Genomic DNA, 15624 nt, shown 5'->3' with positions numbered 1-15624 from the left:
GCAGGAGCCTGACCAGCATGGCGCTCTCCCGCTCGCACCGTCGCGATGAGACGAATTTCTGGCCGGGCTTCGTCGATGCGCTCTCGACGATGCTGATCGGCATCGTCTTCCTGCTTTCGGTCTTCGTGCTCGGCCAGTTCTTCCTCTCGCAGGAGCTGACCGGCAAGGACACCGCGCTCGACCGGCTCAACCGCCAGATCTCGGAGCTGACCGACCTGCTGGCGCTGGAGCGCTCCTCGAACCGGCAGGCGCAGGAGAACCTGCAATTGCTGCAATCCTCGCTCTCCCGCGAGCAGGGCGAGCGCGCCCGCATCCAGGACATGCTGAATGCGCAGCCCGGCAACAGCGCCGCCCAGCTCGGCGAGGCCCAGAAGGCGCTCGAAGCCGAAAAGCAGCTGTCCGCTCGCGCCCAGGCGACCGTCGATCTCGTCAACCAGCAGATCATCGCCATGCGCCGCCAGCTCGCGGCACTGGAGGAAGCGCTCGGCGCTTCCGAGGCCAGGGACAGGGATTCGCAGGCCCGCATCGCGGAACTCGGCTCGCGGCTGAACGTGGCGCTGGCCCAGCGTGTGCAGGAGCTGGCGCGGTACCGCTCGGACTTCTTCGGCCGCCTGCGCCAGGTGCTCGGCACGCGCCCCGACATCCGCGTCGTCGGCGACCGCTTCGTCTTCCAGTCCGAGGTCTTCTTCGATGCCGGCCAGGCGGTGCTGAAGCCGGAGGGCCGCGGCGAACTCGACAAGCTCGCCGCCATCCTGATCGATCTCGGTCGCGAGATGCCGCCGGATATTCCGTGGATCCTGCGCGTCGACGGCCATACCGACAACCGGCCGATCCGCTCGCCGCAATTCCCCTCGAACTGGCACCTCTCCTCGGCGCGCGCCATCGCGGTGGTCGAGTATCTGATCAGCAAGGGGCTGCCCAGCGACCGCATCGCGGCCACCGGCTTCGGCGAGTACCAGCCGCTCGATGTCGCCAACAACGACGATGCCTGGCGCCGCAACCGCCGCATCGAGTTCAAGATCACCGAGCGCTGAGAGCGTCGATGCGCCGATCCGCCGCCCCGCTGAGCCGCAACGGCCGAGGACAAACGGACCCACGACCATGACGATCGCCGAGCCCAGCGACGCCGCGCAGCGCCGCGCCCAGCCTCTGACGGTCTGCTATCCCGTCGAGGCGCTGCCGAAGCCGGACATGACGATGCTCGACCGTGCCCGGCAGAACCTGACCAAGATCGACGAGGTCCTCGTCGCGCCGCGCGACGCCGAAGCCTTTCATGTACCCAAGGGGCACTTCTTCCGCATTATCGGCATCGACGGCCCGCAGGTCGGCGATCTCAACCTCTGGAAGGCTGACGACCTCTCCGAACGCTTCTTCAGCGGCAAGACCCGCCAGCTTCACGCCACCCATGTCTCGACCGGCGACCGGCTCTGGAGCAACCTGCCCCATCTGCGACCGCTCGCAACGATCACGCATGACACGCTTGGCTGGTATGGCTTCGACGAAGATGGCGGCGGCATCCACGACGTCATCGGCACGCGCTGCGACCCCTACACCAACCGCCTGCTCTCCGGGGGCGACTATCACCATTGCTGCCATTCCAACCTGACGCGGGCCCTGGCGAAGGCGAAGGGCCTGCCGGTGCGCGAGGCCGAGATGCATGTCCATGACGTGCTCAACGTCTTCATGTGCACCGGTTTCACCCGCGACACGCATCAGTACTTCATGAAGGCGAGCCCGGTGCGGCCGGGCGACTACATCGAGTTTTTCGCCGAGATCGACCTTCTCGGCGCGCTCTCCGCCTGCCCCGGTGGCGATTGCGGTTCGACCCATTCCAGCGACACCGCCGCCTGCTACCCGCTCAAGGTCGAGATCTTCAGGACAGAGCCGGAACTGTTGGCCGGCTGGGTATCGCCACAGCCGAGCGCCTATCCGCGCACGCATGGGGTGGCGGAGTGAACCTTCACGAGCTGACAAGCCTCGGAACCTTGCGCATCCGTTAAAGGTAAAGGCCCGAATTTCGCTGGCGGCTTGACCCAGCGTTAGATCGACCTCGGCTAGATGGGAGCATTCCAACGGAAGCTCTCGCAATGCCCCTACGCCCGACCATTGCCCTTGCCTTGGGCTCCGTCCTCATCGTGACGACACTGCCGGTTGCCGCCCGCAGTCCAAATCTTTGCACGGTGGAGCGAATGCAGACCGATCCCGCTTCAGTCGAGGCTCCTTGCACCGCACGTCTCGATACCGCCAAGCTCAGCCGTAGGGAGCGGGCCGAAATCCTGCACATCCGCGGCCGGGGCCGCGACCGCACCGGCGCGGCCGAGCTCGCGCTCCAGGATTACGAAGAAGCCATCGCGCTGCAGCCGAAGAACAGCGACTTCTATGCCAGCAGGGCCAGCGCTCGCTTCAACCGTGACGATTTTCAGGGCGGCGTCGCAGATCTGCAAACGGCGCTTCACCTGAACGAACGAAACACCCGCGCTCTGGTCAGCTTAGGGAATCTGATGATCGAGTCGGGCCAGCCGGATGGGCTCAAGCTGCTCGACCAAGCCCTGAAGATCGACCCGACGCAGCCATTCGGATTGCTCTTCCGGCTAAAGGCCCATGCCGCGTCAGGCCGATGGCCGGAGGCCTTCAAGGATGCCGATGCACTTGTCTCCCTGCCCCAGAAGAGCCTCGCCCGCGTCAGCTATCGCGGCCAGGACGGCCTCCCCGAAGATTTCCACATCGTTGCGCTCGAAGAACGGGCGAAACTCTTCGAAAGCCGCGGCCGGGTCGCCGAGGCGGAAGCGGACGTGAACGCGGCGGTCGCCTACAAGCCGGGACCCCAATCCTATCTCGCCCGCGGCGCCTTTCTCTCGGGCCAGCCCGGCCGCGAAGCGGATTCCTTGCGCGACTTCGATATGCTGGCAGGAGCGCACTCGCATCGTACCTGGTTCCATGCGGCCAGAGCCGAGTTATTGCTTCGCCTCAAGCGATGGGCAGACGCGCTGGAAGCCACCGACCGGGCCCTCGCCATCGACGATACGAAGGGTGAGACTTACGAGTTGCGCGGGGGCGCCCTGAAGCAGCTCGGGCGCTTCGACGAGGCCTTCGCCGATTTCACCACGGCCTTGGATCGCGACCCGTCGCTCATTCCTCGGCATCTCACCCGCCTCGAAATCGCCGGCTACTACCCTAGCCGACAGCCGCCGACCGAGATGACGCCGCTGCTCAAGGATGCACTCAAGGCCTGTTCTCTCGATCCAGAATGCCGGGAGCATTGACCGTCGTGAAGCGCATTGCCCTCCTGCCGCTGTTGCTCGCTCTCGCCGCCTCGCCCTGCGCCGCGGCGAACAATGCAGGTTCGTCCGGGCCTTTCCGCATGCTGGGCGGGGCCACCTGCGACGCTGGAGGCCTCGCGCAACATCAGGGAGCCTGCGACCCGCCTGCGCCTGACACGGCCGGCCTATCGCCCTCGGCGCTGACGAGCGCCCGTGTCGAGCGCGCCCGCAAGCTGATCGCGCTCCTGCGGCTGGACGCGGCGAAGGAAGAACTCGGCAAGGCGATCGCGGCCGCGCCGGCCGCCGTCGAAGCGCTGCATCTGCGCGCTCGCCTTCGGCTCAGCATGCTCGACCTCAAGGGCGCAGAGCAGGACCTGGACGCCGCCATCAAGGCCGACCCCGGCAGTGCCCCGGTCAGGAGCTCACTCGCCTATCTGCATCTGCAGATGCGGCGCTGGCCCGAAGCGCTGCGCGAGATCGACGTCGCGCTGGCGGCAATGCCCGACGATCCCGACGCCCGCTGGATTCGCGCCTCGACTTTGATCGCTCTAGGCCAGCGCGACAAGGCGGAGCAGGATCTGGAAATTGCCCTTCGCGACCCCGGCAATGTCAGAGCGCGGGAGACCCGGGCCGTGCTCCATCTTCGGGAAAACCGCCTGGAAGCCGCCGTCGCGGATGCCGATCGCGTACAGGAGGCACGGCCCGGAGACCCCACCACACTCAACCTTCGTGCCCTTGCGAATCTCGGCGCCGGTAAGACCGACGAAGCGCTCGCGGACCTGGCAAAGCTGATCGGGCCGCCCGGCGGCCCTTACCAAATGCCCCCGCAGTATCAGGACTTCGGAAAGCTGACCTATCAGCGCGCGATGCTGCTGGCGTCCGTCGGCCGGCGAGACGAGGCGATGAAGGATGTCGCCTATGTTCTCGACAAGGGCGGCATCCGGGCGGTTCTCCGGCTTCAGATCTTCCTGCGTCACAACGGCATGCCCGATGTGATCCTCGACGGACAGCGCTCACGCGAACTCGACGACGCCGTCATGACCTGCTTTGGCAATGCCGCTTGCGGACGCGGCCTGATCCGTCCGATCTGAGGCCCGGCCCAGCTCGCCTTTACGCCGCCTCGAGCCCGAACTGCAGCGCCGCCAGCCGCGCATAAAGCCCGCCGCGCGCGGTCAGTTCGGCATGCGTGCCCTCCTCCACCACGCGCCCGTCCTCCATCACCAGGATGCGGTCGGCGGAGAGGATCGTCGCCAGGCGATGCGCCACCACCAGCGTGGTGCGTCCCTGCATCAGCGCGTCCAGCGCATCCTGCACCGCGCGCTCGCTTTCGGAATCGAGCGCGCTCGTCGCTTCGTCGAGCAGCAGGATCGGCGCGTCCTTGAGCACGGCGCGGGCGATCGCCAGCCGCTGGCGCTGGCCGCCCGACAGCGTCACCCCGCGCTCGCCGACGATCGTGTCGTAGCCTTCGGGCAGGCCGCGGATGAAGCCGTCGGCGGCCGCCAGACGGGCGGCATCCTCGATCTCCGCCTGCGTCGCATCCGGACGGCCATAGGCGATGTTGTCGCGCACCGACACGCCGAAGACGGTCGGCTCCTGCGGCACCAGCGCGAAGCGCTGCCGCCACATCTCGGGATCAGCCTGTGGCGCAGCGACGCCATCGACCACGACACGGCCGGCCGTCGGATCGTAGAAGCGCAGCGCCAGTTGCAGCACCGTGCTCTTGCCCGCGCCCGAGGGGCCGACCAGCGCGACACGCTCGCCCGGCCGCACGGAGAATGAGAGCTCCGACAGCGCCCCGACGCTGCGGCCGGGATAGCTGAACGAGACGTTCTCGAAGGAAAGCTCGCCGCGCGAGGGCTCGGGCATCGGCTTAGGGTGCGGCGGCGCCGCGATCGCCGGCTTCATGGCGAGAATCTCGCCGAGCCGGCTGGCAGCCCCAGCTGCCGCGGAAATCTCGCCATAGACTTCGGAGAGCTGCCCGAGCGAACTCGCCGCCAGCACGGCGTAAAGCACGAACTGCGATAGCCGCCCGCCGGTCATCCGGCCCTCGAACACCTCGGTCGCGCCGGTCCAGAGCACCCAGACCACGCTGGCGCTGACCAAAAAGATCGCGACGCCCGACAGCAGCGCCCGCGAGGCCGTGGCCGCACGCGAGGCGCCATAGGCGTCGTCGGAAGCGGCGGCGAAGCGCGCCGCCGTCTGCCGGGCCGCCCCGAAGGACTGCATGGTGCGGATCGCCCCGACCGCCTCCGCGGCAAAGGCTGATGCATCCGCCAGCCGGTCCTGCGCCGCCCGCGCGCGCCGGCGCACCGAGCGGCCCGAAAAGACCAGCGGCAGCACGATCAGCGGGATCGCGCCGATCACGATGGCCGAGAGCTGCGGGCTGGTGACGATCATCAGCCCGAGCGCGCCGATGGTCATGATCGCATTGCGCAGCGCGATCGAGGCCGTCGAGCCGAAAGTCGACTTGATCTGCGTCGTGTCGGCCGTCAGCCGCGAGACGAGATCGCCGGCACGGCTCGAATCGAAGAAGGCAGGCTCGAGCCGCGTCAGATGTGCGAAAACGTCGGAGCGCAGATCCGCGACGATGCGCTCGCCGACGGTCATGACGAGGTAGAAGCGGGCCGAACTCGCCAGCGCGAGCACGGCGACGACGCCAGTCAGCAGGATGAAATAGCTGTTGGCCAGGCGTTGCTCGCCGCCCGAGAAGCCGACATCGATGACCCGCCTCACTGCCACCGGCAGCACCAGCGTCGCGATCGAGGCGACGATCAGCGCGAGCAGCGCCAGCCCGATGCGCCCCTTGTGCTTCAACGCATAGGGCCAGAACGAGGCGAGCGAACGAAAGTCTGGGCGCGGTTTTGTCTCGTCTTTTTCGGCTAAGGCCACGCGACTTTGTCCTGTTCTGCTTGCGCTGTCGGCCCGGCTGCGATATGTGCACGCGACTTCACGACAGGCTCATACGAATTATTCGACGGGCCGGGCAGGCTCGCCTGCTTGTCGGCCACGCCCGTTTATAGACGTTTGAGGATTTAGCCATGGCCAAGACCGGCATCCACCCCGACTACCACACCATCAAGGTCGTCATGACCAATGGCACCGAATACTTCACGCGTTCGACGCTCGGCAAGGAGGGGGACACCCTCAACCTCGACATCGATCCGACGACGCACCCGGCCTGGACCGGCGGCACCCAGCAGATGCTGGACCGCGGCGGCCGTGTCTCGCGCTTCAACTCGCGTTTCGCCGCGATCGGCTCGCTCGGCAAGAAGTGATCTGGCGGCGGGCGTCACCGCCCGCGCTGATCTGAATCAAAAAGGCCCGGTCTTTCGACCGGGCCTTTTTGATTTTCGTGATGATGATGCTGCGGCTGCGTGCGCCTTCAGCGCGCCAGGCCGAGGCGCGCCTGCAGGCTGGCGAGCTGGTCCTGGACCGGATTGGCCGTCTCCACGGCGGGCGCCTTGCCCGACATCTGGCCTTCGAGATGGCGGATGCGGCCCTGCAGCCGGAAGGAATGCTCCATCAGGTCGCGCAGGCCCTGCGGCAGCCGCTCGGTCTCCAGTTGCGGCGTCGAAGGGATCTGCTCGGGAATCCTGACCTTGTCGTTCTCGGCGCGCGCCTGCTCGGCGGTCATCTCGCCCTCGGCGACCGCGCGCTGCACCAGAAGCCAGGAGGCGATCTGCATCAGCCGAGTCGTCAGGCGCATGCTCTCGGTCGCATAGGACAGGGCGACCTCGCGCGGCAGCGCAGCCGACGCCGCCCGGCCGTCGCCGTCGAGATAGGCTGCGGTCTGCTCGACGAGCCCCATCCCCTCCCGGAACAGCGCCATGAAGGCATCCGACTTCACGAAGCCCCGCGCGAAGGAAATCGCGCCCTCATCGGCAGCCGGCTCGAGCATCAGCAGGTCGTTCATTGCGGTGTCTCCCATCGGCACAAACCCGTGCCCGCTTGGCACGCGTCGCGGTTCATGCTGTCGACGTCGCAAGGATAGCGCCGATGGGGCGGCCTCGCGCCGGTAAGGTGTGGTTAACCTTAACGGGGCTACAGACCATAAAAAAGAGCCGCCCGGAGGCGGCTCGAAGGTCAACAGGGAGGCGTCAAACAGAGCGGGCAGGAGCCACTCACATCCAGACAATCTGGACCTCTCGATTCATACTTTGGAATCGTTAAGGGGCTCTTAACGCCTCCCGAAACTGCCGCTTTTTCAATCGGCCTTCCGGAAGAAGGCGTCCGCGGCGCTGCGCGAGGCAGCCTTCTTCGATCGCGCTTCGGTCAGGCGTTCGATCTCGGCCTTCAGCGCCTCGACCCGCAGGTCGATCTCCGCCAGCGAGAGCATGGACAGGTCCTGGCCGATCTCGTGGAGCATTTTGGGCTTCGGACGGTCATCGTCGGAAAACAGCGACATCTGGGCCTCCTTCCCTACGCAAGACGGCGCGCACACTAGAGCATCGGACCGAAAAGTGGGATGCGGTTTTCGGCAGGAGCCGATGCAAACAAAATGGCCGCGTCGGCGGCCCAAGGGCCGGATGACGCCGCTCCCGGTATCGGGGCGCATTGACATGCTTTTTCTTGGACAGCCGCCCCAGCCTCGCCTATAAGGCGCGCCATCCTGTTCATCGTCGATGATTTGGATGGCCGGCCGGGGAGGCCGGTCGGCGCATGAGAACTATTGTCCAGAACCCTTGTCCGCGAGGCCGATCCGGCCCGATCGCCGGCTTTCGAAATTCAGGAGACAGCCCGTGTCGAATCCCCCGCTGATGCCGAAGGCCACCGCGGTCTGGCTGGTCGAGAACACGTCCCTGACCTTCGAGCAGATCGCCGAGTTCTGCAAACTCCACCCGCTCGAAGTGCGCGGCATCGCCGATGGCGAAGTCGCCGCCGGCATCAAGGGTCTCGACCCGATCACCTCGGGCCAGCTCACCCGCGAGGAGCTCGAGCGCGCCGCCAAAAATCCGGCCCATCACCTCAAGCTCGCCGAGCGCAAGGTCAAGGTGCCCGAGATCAAGCGCGCCAAGGGGCCGCGCTACACTCCGGTCTCCAAGCGCCAGGATCGCCCGAACGCGATCCTCTGGCTGCTGCGCAACCATCCCGAACTCAAGGACGCGCAGGTCATCCGCCTGATCGGCACGACCAAGTCGACGATCGCCCAGATCCGCGACCGCACGCATTGGAATGCGCAGACGCTGACGCCGATCGATCCCGTCAGCCTCGGCCTGTGCTCGCAGATCGATCTCGATTTCGAGGTCGGCCGCGCCGCCAAGGACCGCCCGGCCGCGCTGGCCGAGGCCGGTTCGACCCTGCTCTCCGCCGAGGAGACGACGGCGCCGGAGCCCGCTCCGCAGAGCCAGCCCTTCGCCGACATGAGCAAGCCCAAGCGCGAGGAAGAAGCGGCGATCGACGTCGACTCCGTCTTCGCCAAGCTCAAGCAGATGAAGCGCCCGGTCGACGAAGACGACGAGGCCTGAGGCATTTTGGCGGCGTCATGCTCGGGCTTGCCCCGAGCATTTCGGAAGCCAAAGCCTTCCAGTCCTGAAATTCTCGGGTCGAAGCATCGCTTCGCCCGAGAATGACAACAAAATCAGAATCTACCCCAAGCCCCTGCCCTTCAGCGCGACGCCGATCTCGTCCAGCACCGCGGGATCCTCGATCGTCGCCGGCATGGCGTAGTCCTCGCCATCGGCGATCTTCTTCATCGTCGCGCGCAGGATCTTGCCCGAGCGCGTCTTTGGCAGCCGCCCGACCGTCAGCGCCAGCTTGAACGCCGCCACCGGCCCGATCCGCTCGCGGACCAGCGCGACGAGTTCCCTCTCCACCTCGGCGGGCGATTGCGTGACGCCGGCCTTCAGCACGACGAAGCCGCAGGGCTGCTCGCCCTTGAGCGGATCGCGGATGCCGACGACAGCGCATTCCGCCACGGCGGGATGGGCCGCCAGCACCTCCTCCATGCCGCCGGTCGAGAGCCGGTGCCCGGCGACATTGATGATGTCGTCGGTGCGCCCCATGATGAAGACATAGCCGTCCGCGTCGATGAAGCCGGCATCGGAGGTGTTGTAGTAGCCCGGATAGGCCGCGAGATACGCTTCCTTGAAGCGCGCATCGTCGTTCCAGAGCGTCGGCAACGCGCCGGGCGGCAGCGGCAGTTTCAGTACGATCGCGCCCATCGTCCCAGGCTCGACCGCCCGCCCGCCCTCGTCGAGACACTGCACGTCCCAGCCTGGCAGCGGCACCGTCGGCGAACCATGCTTCACCGGCAGCAGGCCCAGGCCCATCGGATTTCCGACGATGGGCGAGCCGCTCTCGGTCTGCCACCAATGGTCGATCACCGGCACCCTCAGCAGATCTTCCGCCCATTTCAGCGTCTCGGGGTCGGCCCGCTCGCCGGCGAGGAACAGCGCCGTGAAGCGCGAGAGATCATGGCCGGCGAGATGCCTGCCTTCCGGATCCTCCTTGCGGATGGCGCGGAAGGCCGTCGGCGCCGTGAACAGCACCTTGACGCCATGCTCGGCGATGACCCGCCAGAAGGCGCCGGGATCGGGCGTGCCGACAGGCTTGCCTTCGTAGAGCACGCTCGTCGCGCCCTGGATCAGCGGCGCATAGACGATGTAGCCATGGCCGACGACCCAGCCGACGTCGGAGGCGGTGAACATCACCTCGCCGGGCCCGACGCCGTAGAGCTGGTCCATCGTCGCCTTGAGCACGACCATGTGGCCGCCATTGTCGCGCACCACGCCTTTCGGACGCCCGGTCGTGCCGGAGGTGTAGAGGATGTAGAGCGGGTCGGTCGCCGCCACCTCGACGCATTCGGCCTTGCGCCCGGCCGCCTTGGCGGCGGCGACGAGCATGCGCCAGTTCTTGTCGCGCGTCGCATGCATCGAGGCTTCCGCCTGAGGCCGGTTCAGCACCACGCAGGTCTGTGGCTTGTGCCTGGACATCGCGATGGCCGCGTCGAGCAACGGCTTGTATTCGACGACCCGGCTCGGCTCGATGCCGCAGGTCGCGGTCAGGATGACCTTGGGCTCGGCATCGTCGATGCGCGTCGCCAGTTCCTTCGCCGCGAAGCCGCCGAAGACCACCGAATGCACCGCGCCGATCCGCGCGCAGGCGAGCATCGCGAAGGCCGCCTCCGGCACCATCGGCATGTAGATGATGACGCGGTCGCCCTTGCCGACACCGAGATCCTGCAGCACGGCGCCGAGCGCCGCGACCTCCTCCAGCATCTGCGCGTAAGTGTAGCGCGCCTTCGTCCCGGTGACCGGGCTGTCATAGATCAGCGCGGTCTGCTCGCCGCGCCCGTCCCGGACATGCCGGTCGAGCGCGTTGAAGCAGGTGTTGCAGGTGGCGTCCGGGAACCAGCGCCCGTAGACACCGGCCTCGGCATCGAAGATCCGCTGCGGCGGCTTGATCCAGTCGATCGCCTTGGCCGCCTCGCGCCAGAAGCCCTCGGGATCGGCCTGCCAGAGCGCATAGGTCGAGGCATAGCCATTTGCATGCGAGGCATTCATCGGCGGCGTTCCTCTCGCGCGTGTTCTGGCCTACATCCCGCTCCGGGACCGGCAGCGGCGGAGGCTCATTTTGCGCGGGATCGTGCTCATTCGCCCCCGCGGGCGCAAGCGCCCCGCCGTCAGACTTTCGCCCAGCAAGGGCCCCTCCAACCGGTGCCCGCGTCGTCGTGACGCGCCCCGGAGGCTGCCGAGGCCATGACTTTCGACCTGACCTTCTTCGCCGTGATGGTACCGGCCGTCATCCTGATGGGCCTCGCCAAGGGCGGCTTCTCCGGGCTCGGCCTGCTCTCCCTGCCGTTGATGGCGCTCCTCGTCCCGCCGATCCAGGCGGCAGCGATCATGCTGCCGCTGCTGATCTCGCAGGATGTCGTCACCGTCTGGTCCTACCGCCGGGAGTTCAGCCGGAAGAACCTCGCGACGCTGCTGCCAGGCGCGGCGCTCGGCGTCCTCGCCGGCTACCTGTTGGCGGCCAAGGTTTCCGACGCCGCCGTCGGCTTCGCGGTCGGCGTCATCTCGATCGGCTTTGCGCTGCGGCGCATGCTGGCCCAGGGCAAGACGACAGCCGCCGTCGCGCGCCCGCGCTTCGGCGCCGGCACCTTCTGGGGCGCGCTGTCGGGCTTCACCAGCATGATCGCGCATGCCGGTGGGCCGCCCTTCCAGATTTACATCATGCCGCAGCGGCTGCCGCCCGGCGTCTTCGTCGGCACCGGCGCGATCTTCTTCGCCCTGCTCAACCTGGTGAAGCTCGCGCCCTATATCGCGCTCGGCCAGTTCTCGGCCCAGAATCTCACCGCCTCGCTGGCGCTCTTCCCCGTCGCCATCGCCTCGACCATCGCCGGTGTCTGGCTGGTCCGCCGCGTACCGGCCGAGCGCTTTTACACGATCATCTACTGGCTCCTGCTCGCCGTCGGCCTGAAGCTGGTCATCGACGGAGTGCGCAGCCTCCTCTAGCCTTCACGGCGCGTCAACGCCTCCGCCCTTGCGCGCCATCGGACAAAGGGATGGATTACGGTGAAAGCCCGCAGAGGCTAAGCATCGGCCCGGGAAGCGGCGTGCGTTTCTTGGACAAGCCGAGCCGGGCCGAAGAACTGTCGCGCGAGGGGGGAGAGCCGCATGACGATCTCAGCATACGACACCGATCTCGACCGCAACCCGGCGAACCACCAGCCGCTGACGCCCCTGCCTTTCCTCGAGCGCGCCGCCGCCGTCTTCCCCAACCACACCGCCATCATCCACGGGCCGCTGCGGCGCTCCTATGCGGAGTTCTACGCCCGCTCGCGCCGGCTCGCCTCTGCGCTGGCCCGCCACGGCATCGGAAAGAACGACACCGTCGCGGCGATGCTGCCCAATACCCCGGCCATGCTCGAGTGCCATTACGGGGTGCCAATGGCCGGCGCCGTGCTCAACACGCTGAACACGAGGCTCGACGCAGCGATCATCGCCTTTTCGCTCGACCATGGCGAAGCCAAGGTCCTGATCACCGACCGCGAATTCTCGAAGACGATCAAGGAGGCGCTGAGCCTGTGCAAGGTGAAGCCGCTGGTGATCGACTATGACGATCCGGTCTATGACGGGCCGGGGGAGCGGCTGGGCAGCGTCGAATACGAGGCCTTCATCGCCGGCGGCGACCCGGATTTCGCATGGGCGATGCCCGCCGACGAATGGGACGCGATCACGCTGAACTACACCTCCGGCACGACGGGCGACCCCAAGGGCGTGGTCTACCATCATCGTGGCGCGAACCTGCTCGCGACCTCCAACATCATCACCGGCAACATGGGCAAGCACCCGGTCTATCTCTGGACGCTGCCGATGTTCCACTGCAACGGCTGGTGCTTCCCCTGGTCGCTCTCGATCGTGGCCGGCACCCATGTCTGCCTGCGCCAGGTCCGGGCAAAGGCGATGTATGATGCGCTCGCCGACCATGGCGTCACCCATCTCTGCGGCGCGCCGATCGTGATGTCGGCGCTGCTCAACGCCCCCGAGGAGGAGCGCCGCACCTTCCCGCAGAAGGTCTCCTTCTTTACCGCCGCCGCCCCACCGCCCGAGGCCGTGCTCGCCGGGATGAAGCAGGCCGGCTTCGAGGTGACGCATCTCTACGGGCTGACCGAGGTCTACGGCCCCGCCGTCGTCAACGACTGGAACGACGATTGGAATGCCCTGCCCGCCGCCGAACAGGCAGCGCTGAAGGCCCGCCAGGGCGTGCGCTACCCGGCTCTCGAAGGCCTCGACGTGCTCGACCCCGACACCATGCAGCCTGTCCCGCGCGACGGCGCGACGCTGGGCGAGGTGATGATGCGCGGCAACGTCGTGATGAAGGGCTACCTCAAGAACGCGAAATCGACGAAAGCCGCCTTCGCCGGCGGCTGGTTCCACACCGGCGACCTCGGCGTGCGCTATCCGGACGGCTACATCCAGCTCAAGGACCGCTCCAAGGACATCATCATCTCCGGCGGCGAGAACATCTCCTCGATCGAGGTCGAGGACGCGCTCTACAAGCATCCGGCCGTGCAGGCAGCCGCCGTGGTGGCGCGGCCCGATGAGAAATGGGGCGAGACGCCCTGCGCCTTCGTCGAGCTCAAGCCTGGCGCGAGCGCGACGGAAGCCGAGATCATAGCCTGGTGCAAGGGCCTGCTGGCCTCGTTCAAATGCCCCAAGACGGTCGTCTTCACCGAAGTCCCGAAGACCTCGACCGGCAAGATCCAGAAATTCCGGCTGCGGGACATGGCGCGGGCGCTGTGAGCGCCGCGCCATCCACAATCGTCAATATCAGCTCCGCCGGAGCATCCCGTCCGGTGTCGAGCTGTCGACCGCCTTCGGAACCACGGCGGAAAGCCGGTCCAGCAGTTCCTCGCGCGACAGCCCCGTCTGCCGCGTGATCGCTGCGATCAGGTCGGTTCCCAGCGCCCGCTCGAGATCGCGCGGCGCCACCTCCTCGTTCGGGCCCTGACGAACCCAGGAATCCACCTTCTGGCCCTGGCCGGATTGCGTGAAGCGGTCGACCAGCTCCCCGAGCCCGCCGAGAAGGCCGCCATCGCCCTGACCGGCCTGGGTCGAACCCGTCGGGCCGGGCACTCTATCCGTTCCGCCCGCCGGCTGCGCCGCGCCGCGCAGCCAGTCACCGATCTTGTCGCGGTTCTGGTAGCCCGCCACTGCCAGGAGCCCCAGCAAGGCCGTGAGCGAAGGAAATCCACTGCTCGAATTGTCATCCATCGATGTCTCTCCCGACGGTTGAGTAAAATCGGATCAGACGGAGCTTCGGCGACCGGAGAACATTCCCCAGACGAAAAGCACGACGATGGCGCCGACGACTGCGCCGATCAGCCCGGCCCCCTCGCCCGGCGCGTACCAACCCAGCGACTGGCCGAGATAAGTCGCGACGATCGCGCCCACGATTCCCAGGATCGTCGTCAGCACGAAACCGGCGGGCTCGTTCGAGCCAGGCATGACGAATTTGGCGATGATACCCGCCACGAAGCCGATGATGATGGTCCAGATGAAGCCCACGGCATCCCTCCCTTGCTGAGCCCATATCGCTGCAGAACAGCCGCAGCCGCCCGGAGGTTCCATTCTGCCGCCATGATTGTGGCGAAACGGGCCAAACCGTACGCGGGGCGCGACCTGGCCCGAGCGCGTCGAGCGCATCAAAAAACCGGCCCCTTGCGGGGCCGGCTGAAATTCGCTGGTGGTTCTTGAGAACCGGGCCGCATCTTGCCCGGCGACGCGCTTCAATGCAGCGTTCGGTCCGGCATGGTCTGCCGCACGCGCTCGATCTCCTCCTTCAGCAGCAGCTTCTTTCGCTTCAACTCGACCACGGTGAGATCGTCCGACGAGGGGCGGGCCACGGCCTGGGCGATGGCTTCCTCGAGCTGGCGATGCTTGCGTTCGAGTTCGACGAGATGGGTCTGCAGCGACATCTGGATCCTCCTGATGAGCGGTTGACAGAGGCAGTCTGACATAGAGCCGGCTTCACGTCTGCGGGCCAATCTCGCACCGCACCATGAGATTTTGTGATCCTCTCCAGCTCCTTTCCGGCACGAGACGAATATGACGTAACGGCCTTCGCCGAGCGTCGCCGCACTTGCGGCGCAGCCGGCGTCTCAGCATAGTCGCGCCCAATCGCGGCGATGATGAGATGGCTTATGGGATTCGAGCTCAGCCCTGACGAGGTCGAGGCCTTCACCACGGAACTGGCGCGCTTGCGTGAGGAACATCGTGACCTCGACAGCGCCATCGACGCACTCGAACGCGTCGGACCGATCAACCAGATCCAGGTCCAGCGGCTGAAGAAGCGCAAGCTCTACCTCAAGGACCGCATCTCGCAGATCGAGGACGCGCTGACGCCCGACATCATCGCGTGAATTATCCTCTTTTCGGCGCAATAAAGAGGAATCCCCTCTATCTAAATCGATTTACATGACCACCCGGCCGCTGTAGAGCCGCAACCGCGACATCCTCGACGTTTCCTTCCGGAAGGGCTCTCCCGGCACTCCGTTGCCGACCTCCCGCAGGTGCGCTACAGGCATGCGACGACCGTTTTATTGGGATCAGACCATGGCCAGCCACGGACACCACGCCGACGATATTCCGCAGATGGACTACCGCGAGCACGAGCGTACCTATCAGGGCTTCATTCACTTCGCGGAAGTCGGCACCGTCGCCTGCCTCGCCATCGTCGCCGCGCTCGCCGTCGGCGGAACCAAGCATGCCTGGGGCACCGCGATCATCGGCACGCTGCTGACGCTCGTCGGCACCGGCGTCGGCGTTGCCGCGAAGTCGATCGGCTGGAGGGCGACCGCCGTGCCTCTGGTCCTGATGCTGCTGGCGCTGCTCCTCCTGCCCGCCGCACACTGAACCCGCCA

Annotated in this window: 18 protein-coding genes; 10 read left to right on the top strand and 8 right to left on the bottom strand. The window is 66.7% G+C overall.

The window, feature by feature from the left end; translation table 11 throughout:
* Positions 1-17: 17 nt before the first annotated feature.
* The 3 genes from AC1RMY_RS02980 (at position 18) to AC1RMY_RS02970 (ending at position 3263) form a co-directional block, all read left to right on the top strand.
* Positions 18-1034 (top strand): peptidoglycan -binding protein, encoded by a 1017-nt coding sequence (locus tag AC1RMY_RS02980; protein WP_492862450.1) that lies wholly within the window; start codon positions 18-20, stop codon positions 1032-1034.
* A gap of 67 nt (positions 1035-1101) precedes the next feature.
* Complete coding sequence (locus AC1RMY_RS02975) at positions 1102-1956, top strand: urea carboxylase-associated family protein (RefSeq protein ID WP_492862449.1); 855 nt, start codon at positions 1102-1104, stop codon at positions 1954-1956.
* A gap of 233 nt (positions 1957-2189) precedes the next feature.
* A complete protein-coding gene (locus tag AC1RMY_RS02970; RefSeq protein ID WP_492862448.1) occupies positions 2190-3263 on the top strand; it encodes a tetratricopeptide repeat protein in 1074 nt (357 codons plus the stop codon).
* Between the two features lie 182 nt (positions 3264-3445).
* Here AC1RMY_RS02970 and AC1RMY_RS02965 read toward each other — a convergent pair whose 3' ends face one another.
* On the bottom strand, positions 3446-3580 hold the full coding sequence (locus AC1RMY_RS02965) for a hypothetical protein (RefSeq protein ID WP_492862447.1): 135 nt from the start codon (positions 3578-3580) through the stop codon (positions 3446-3448).
* Positions 3581-3604: 24 nt separating this feature from the next.
* Between AC1RMY_RS02965 and AC1RMY_RS02960 the strand changes: the two genes are divergently transcribed.
* Complete coding sequence (locus tag AC1RMY_RS02960; RefSeq protein WP_492862446.1) at positions 3605-4351, top strand: tetratricopeptide repeat protein; 747 nt, start codon at positions 3605-3607, stop codon at positions 4349-4351.
* A gap of 19 nt (positions 4352-4370) precedes the next feature.
* Here the strand turns inward: AC1RMY_RS02960 and AC1RMY_RS02955 are convergent, their stop codons facing one another.
* Positions 4371-6149 carry an ABC transporter transmembrane domain-containing protein gene (locus AC1RMY_RS02955; RefSeq protein ID WP_492862445.1) on the bottom strand — a complete coding sequence of 593 codons (1779 nt, stop codon included), beginning with the start codon at positions 6147-6149 and terminating at the stop codon, positions 4371-4373.
* A 149-nt stretch (positions 6150-6298) separates the two neighbouring features.
* On the opposite strand from AC1RMY_RS02955, the gene rpmE reads away from it, so the two are divergent.
* Positions 6299-6535 carry a 50S ribosomal protein L31 gene (gene rpmE / locus AC1RMY_RS02950; RefSeq protein WP_492862444.1) on the top strand — a complete coding sequence of 79 codons (237 nt, stop codon included), beginning with the start codon at positions 6299-6301 and terminating at the stop codon, positions 6533-6535.
* 107 nt (positions 6536-6642) lie between these two features.
* On the opposite strand, the gene rcdA is transcribed toward rpmE, so the two are convergent.
* Together rcdA and AC1RMY_RS02940 are read right to left on the bottom strand one after the other, a co-directional pair.
* Positions 6643-7173: a protease adaptor protein RcdA gene (rcdA, locus tag AC1RMY_RS02945; protein WP_492862443.1), complete on the bottom strand. Its 531-nt coding sequence runs from the start codon at positions 7171-7173 to the stop codon at positions 6643-6645.
* Positions 7174-7464: 291 nt separating this feature from the next.
* On the bottom strand, positions 7465-7665 hold the full coding sequence (locus AC1RMY_RS02940) for a DUF1192 domain-containing protein (RefSeq protein WP_492862442.1): 201 nt from the start codon (positions 7663-7665) through the stop codon (positions 7465-7467).
* 334 nt (positions 7666-7999) lie between these two features.
* Here AC1RMY_RS02940 and AC1RMY_RS02935 point away from each other — a divergent pair, with 334 nt between their 5' ends.
* Positions 8000-8725 (top strand): DUF1013 domain-containing protein, encoded by a 726-nt coding sequence (locus tag AC1RMY_RS02935; protein ID WP_492862441.1) that lies wholly within the window; start codon positions 8000-8002, stop codon positions 8723-8725.
* A 120-nt stretch (positions 8726-8845) separates the two neighbouring features.
* Here the strand turns inward: AC1RMY_RS02935 and AC1RMY_RS02930 are convergent, their stop codons facing one another.
* Entirely contained in the window at positions 8846-10762 is a 1917-nt protein-coding gene (locus tag AC1RMY_RS02930; protein WP_492862440.1) for a propionyl-CoA synthetase, read from the bottom strand.
* A 195-nt stretch (positions 10763-10957) separates the two neighbouring features.
* Between AC1RMY_RS02930 and AC1RMY_RS02925 the strand changes: the two genes are divergently transcribed.
* Positions 10958-11713: a sulfite exporter TauE/SafE family protein gene (locus AC1RMY_RS02925; protein ID WP_492862439.1), complete on the top strand. Its 756-nt coding sequence runs from the start codon at positions 10958-10960 to the stop codon at positions 11711-11713.
* 162 nt (positions 11714-11875) lie between these two features.
* On the top strand, positions 11876-13504 hold the full coding sequence (locus tag AC1RMY_RS02920; protein WP_492862438.1) for an acyl-CoA synthetase: 1629 nt from the start codon (positions 11876-11878) through the stop codon (positions 13502-13504).
* A gap of 27 nt (positions 13505-13531) precedes the next feature.
* Here the strand turns inward: AC1RMY_RS02920 and AC1RMY_RS02915 are convergent, their stop codons facing one another.
* The 3 genes from AC1RMY_RS02915 to AC1RMY_RS02905 form a co-directional block, all read right to left on the bottom strand.
* Positions 13532-13975 carry a YidB family protein gene (locus AC1RMY_RS02915; protein WP_492862437.1) on the bottom strand — a complete coding sequence of 148 codons (444 nt, stop codon included), beginning with the start codon at positions 13973-13975 and terminating at the stop codon, positions 13532-13534.
* A 33-nt stretch (positions 13976-14008) separates the two neighbouring features.
* On the bottom strand, positions 14009-14269 hold the full coding sequence (locus AC1RMY_RS02910) for a GlsB/YeaQ/YmgE family stress response membrane protein (RefSeq protein ID WP_492862436.1): 261 nt from the start codon (positions 14267-14269) through the stop codon (positions 14009-14011).
* Between the two features lie 221 nt (positions 14270-14490).
* Entirely contained in the window at positions 14491-14679 is a 189-nt protein-coding gene (locus AC1RMY_RS02905) for a YdcH family protein (protein WP_492862435.1), read from the bottom strand.
* Positions 14680-14904: 225 nt separating this feature from the next.
* Between AC1RMY_RS02905 and AC1RMY_RS02900 the strand changes: the two genes are divergently transcribed.
* Positions 14905-15123, top strand: a complete 219-nt coding sequence (locus tag AC1RMY_RS02900) for a YdcH family protein (protein WP_492862434.1) — start codon at positions 14905-14907, stop codon at positions 15121-15123.
* Positions 15124-15316: 193 nt separating this feature from the next.
* Positions 15317-15616, top strand: a complete 300-nt coding sequence (locus AC1RMY_RS02895; protein WP_492862433.1) for an aa3-type cytochrome c oxidase subunit IV — start codon at positions 15317-15319, stop codon at positions 15614-15616.
* Positions 15617-15624: the final 8 nt, after the last annotated feature.

The sequence above is a fragment of the Allobosea sp. GW822-FHT03F07 genome (genome assembly GCF_058801345.1).
The sequence above is the reverse complement of the archived record's forward strand: the minus strand, read 5'-3'. Positions and strand labels throughout refer to the sequence as shown.

Bases quoted from the DNA above. Each gene is read 5' to 3' on its own strand.
- AC1RMY_RS02980 (WP_492862450.1), top strand. From the start codon at position 18: ATGGCGCTCTCCCGCTCGCACCGTCGCGATGAGACGAATTTCTGGCCG.
- AC1RMY_RS02975 (WP_492862449.1), top strand. From the start codon at position 1,102: ATGACGATCGCCGAGCCCAGCGACGCCGCGCAGCGCCGCGCCCAGCCT.
- AC1RMY_RS02970 (WP_492862448.1), top strand. From the start codon at position 2,190: ATGCAGACCGATCCCGCTTCAGTCGAGGCTCCTTGCACCGCACGTCTC.
- AC1RMY_RS02965 (WP_492862447.1), bottom strand. From the start codon at position 3,580: ATGCAGCGCTTCGACGGCGGCCGGCGCGGCCGCGATCGCCTTGCCGAG.
- AC1RMY_RS02960 (WP_492862446.1), top strand. From the start codon at position 3,605: ATGCTCGACCTCAAGGGCGCAGAGCAGGACCTGGACGCCGCCATCAAG.
- rpmE (WP_492862444.1), top strand. From the start codon at position 6,299: ATGGCCAAGACCGGCATCCACCCCGACTACCACACCATCAAGGTCGTC.
- rcdA (WP_492862443.1), bottom strand. From the start codon at position 7,173: ATGAACGACCTGCTGATGCTCGAGCCGGCTGCCGATGAGGGCGCGATT.
- AC1RMY_RS02940 (WP_492862442.1), bottom strand. From the start codon at position 7,665: ATGTCGCTGTTTTCCGACGATGACCGTCCGAAGCCCAAAATGCTCCAC.
- AC1RMY_RS02930 (WP_492862440.1), bottom strand. From the start codon at position 10,762: ATGAATGCCTCGCATGCAAATGGCTATGCCTCGACCTATGCGCTCTGG.
- AC1RMY_RS02925 (WP_492862439.1), top strand. From the start codon at position 10,958: ATGACTTTCGACCTGACCTTCTTCGCCGTGATGGTACCGGCCGTCATC.
- AC1RMY_RS02920 (WP_492862438.1), top strand. From the start codon at position 11,876: ATGACGATCTCAGCATACGACACCGATCTCGACCGCAACCCGGCGAAC.
- AC1RMY_RS02915 (WP_492862437.1), bottom strand. From the start codon at position 13,975: ATGGATGACAATTCGAGCAGTGGATTTCCTTCGCTCACGGCCTTGCTG.
- AC1RMY_RS02905 (WP_492862435.1), bottom strand. From the start codon at position 14,679: ATGTCGCTGCAGACCCATCTCGTCGAACTCGAACGCAAGCATCGCCAG.
- AC1RMY_RS02900 (WP_492862434.1), top strand. From the start codon at position 14,905: ATGGGATTCGAGCTCAGCCCTGACGAGGTCGAGGCCTTCACCACGGAA.
- AC1RMY_RS02895 (WP_492862433.1), top strand. From the start codon at position 15,317: ATGGCCAGCCACGGACACCACGCCGACGATATTCCGCAGATGGACTAC.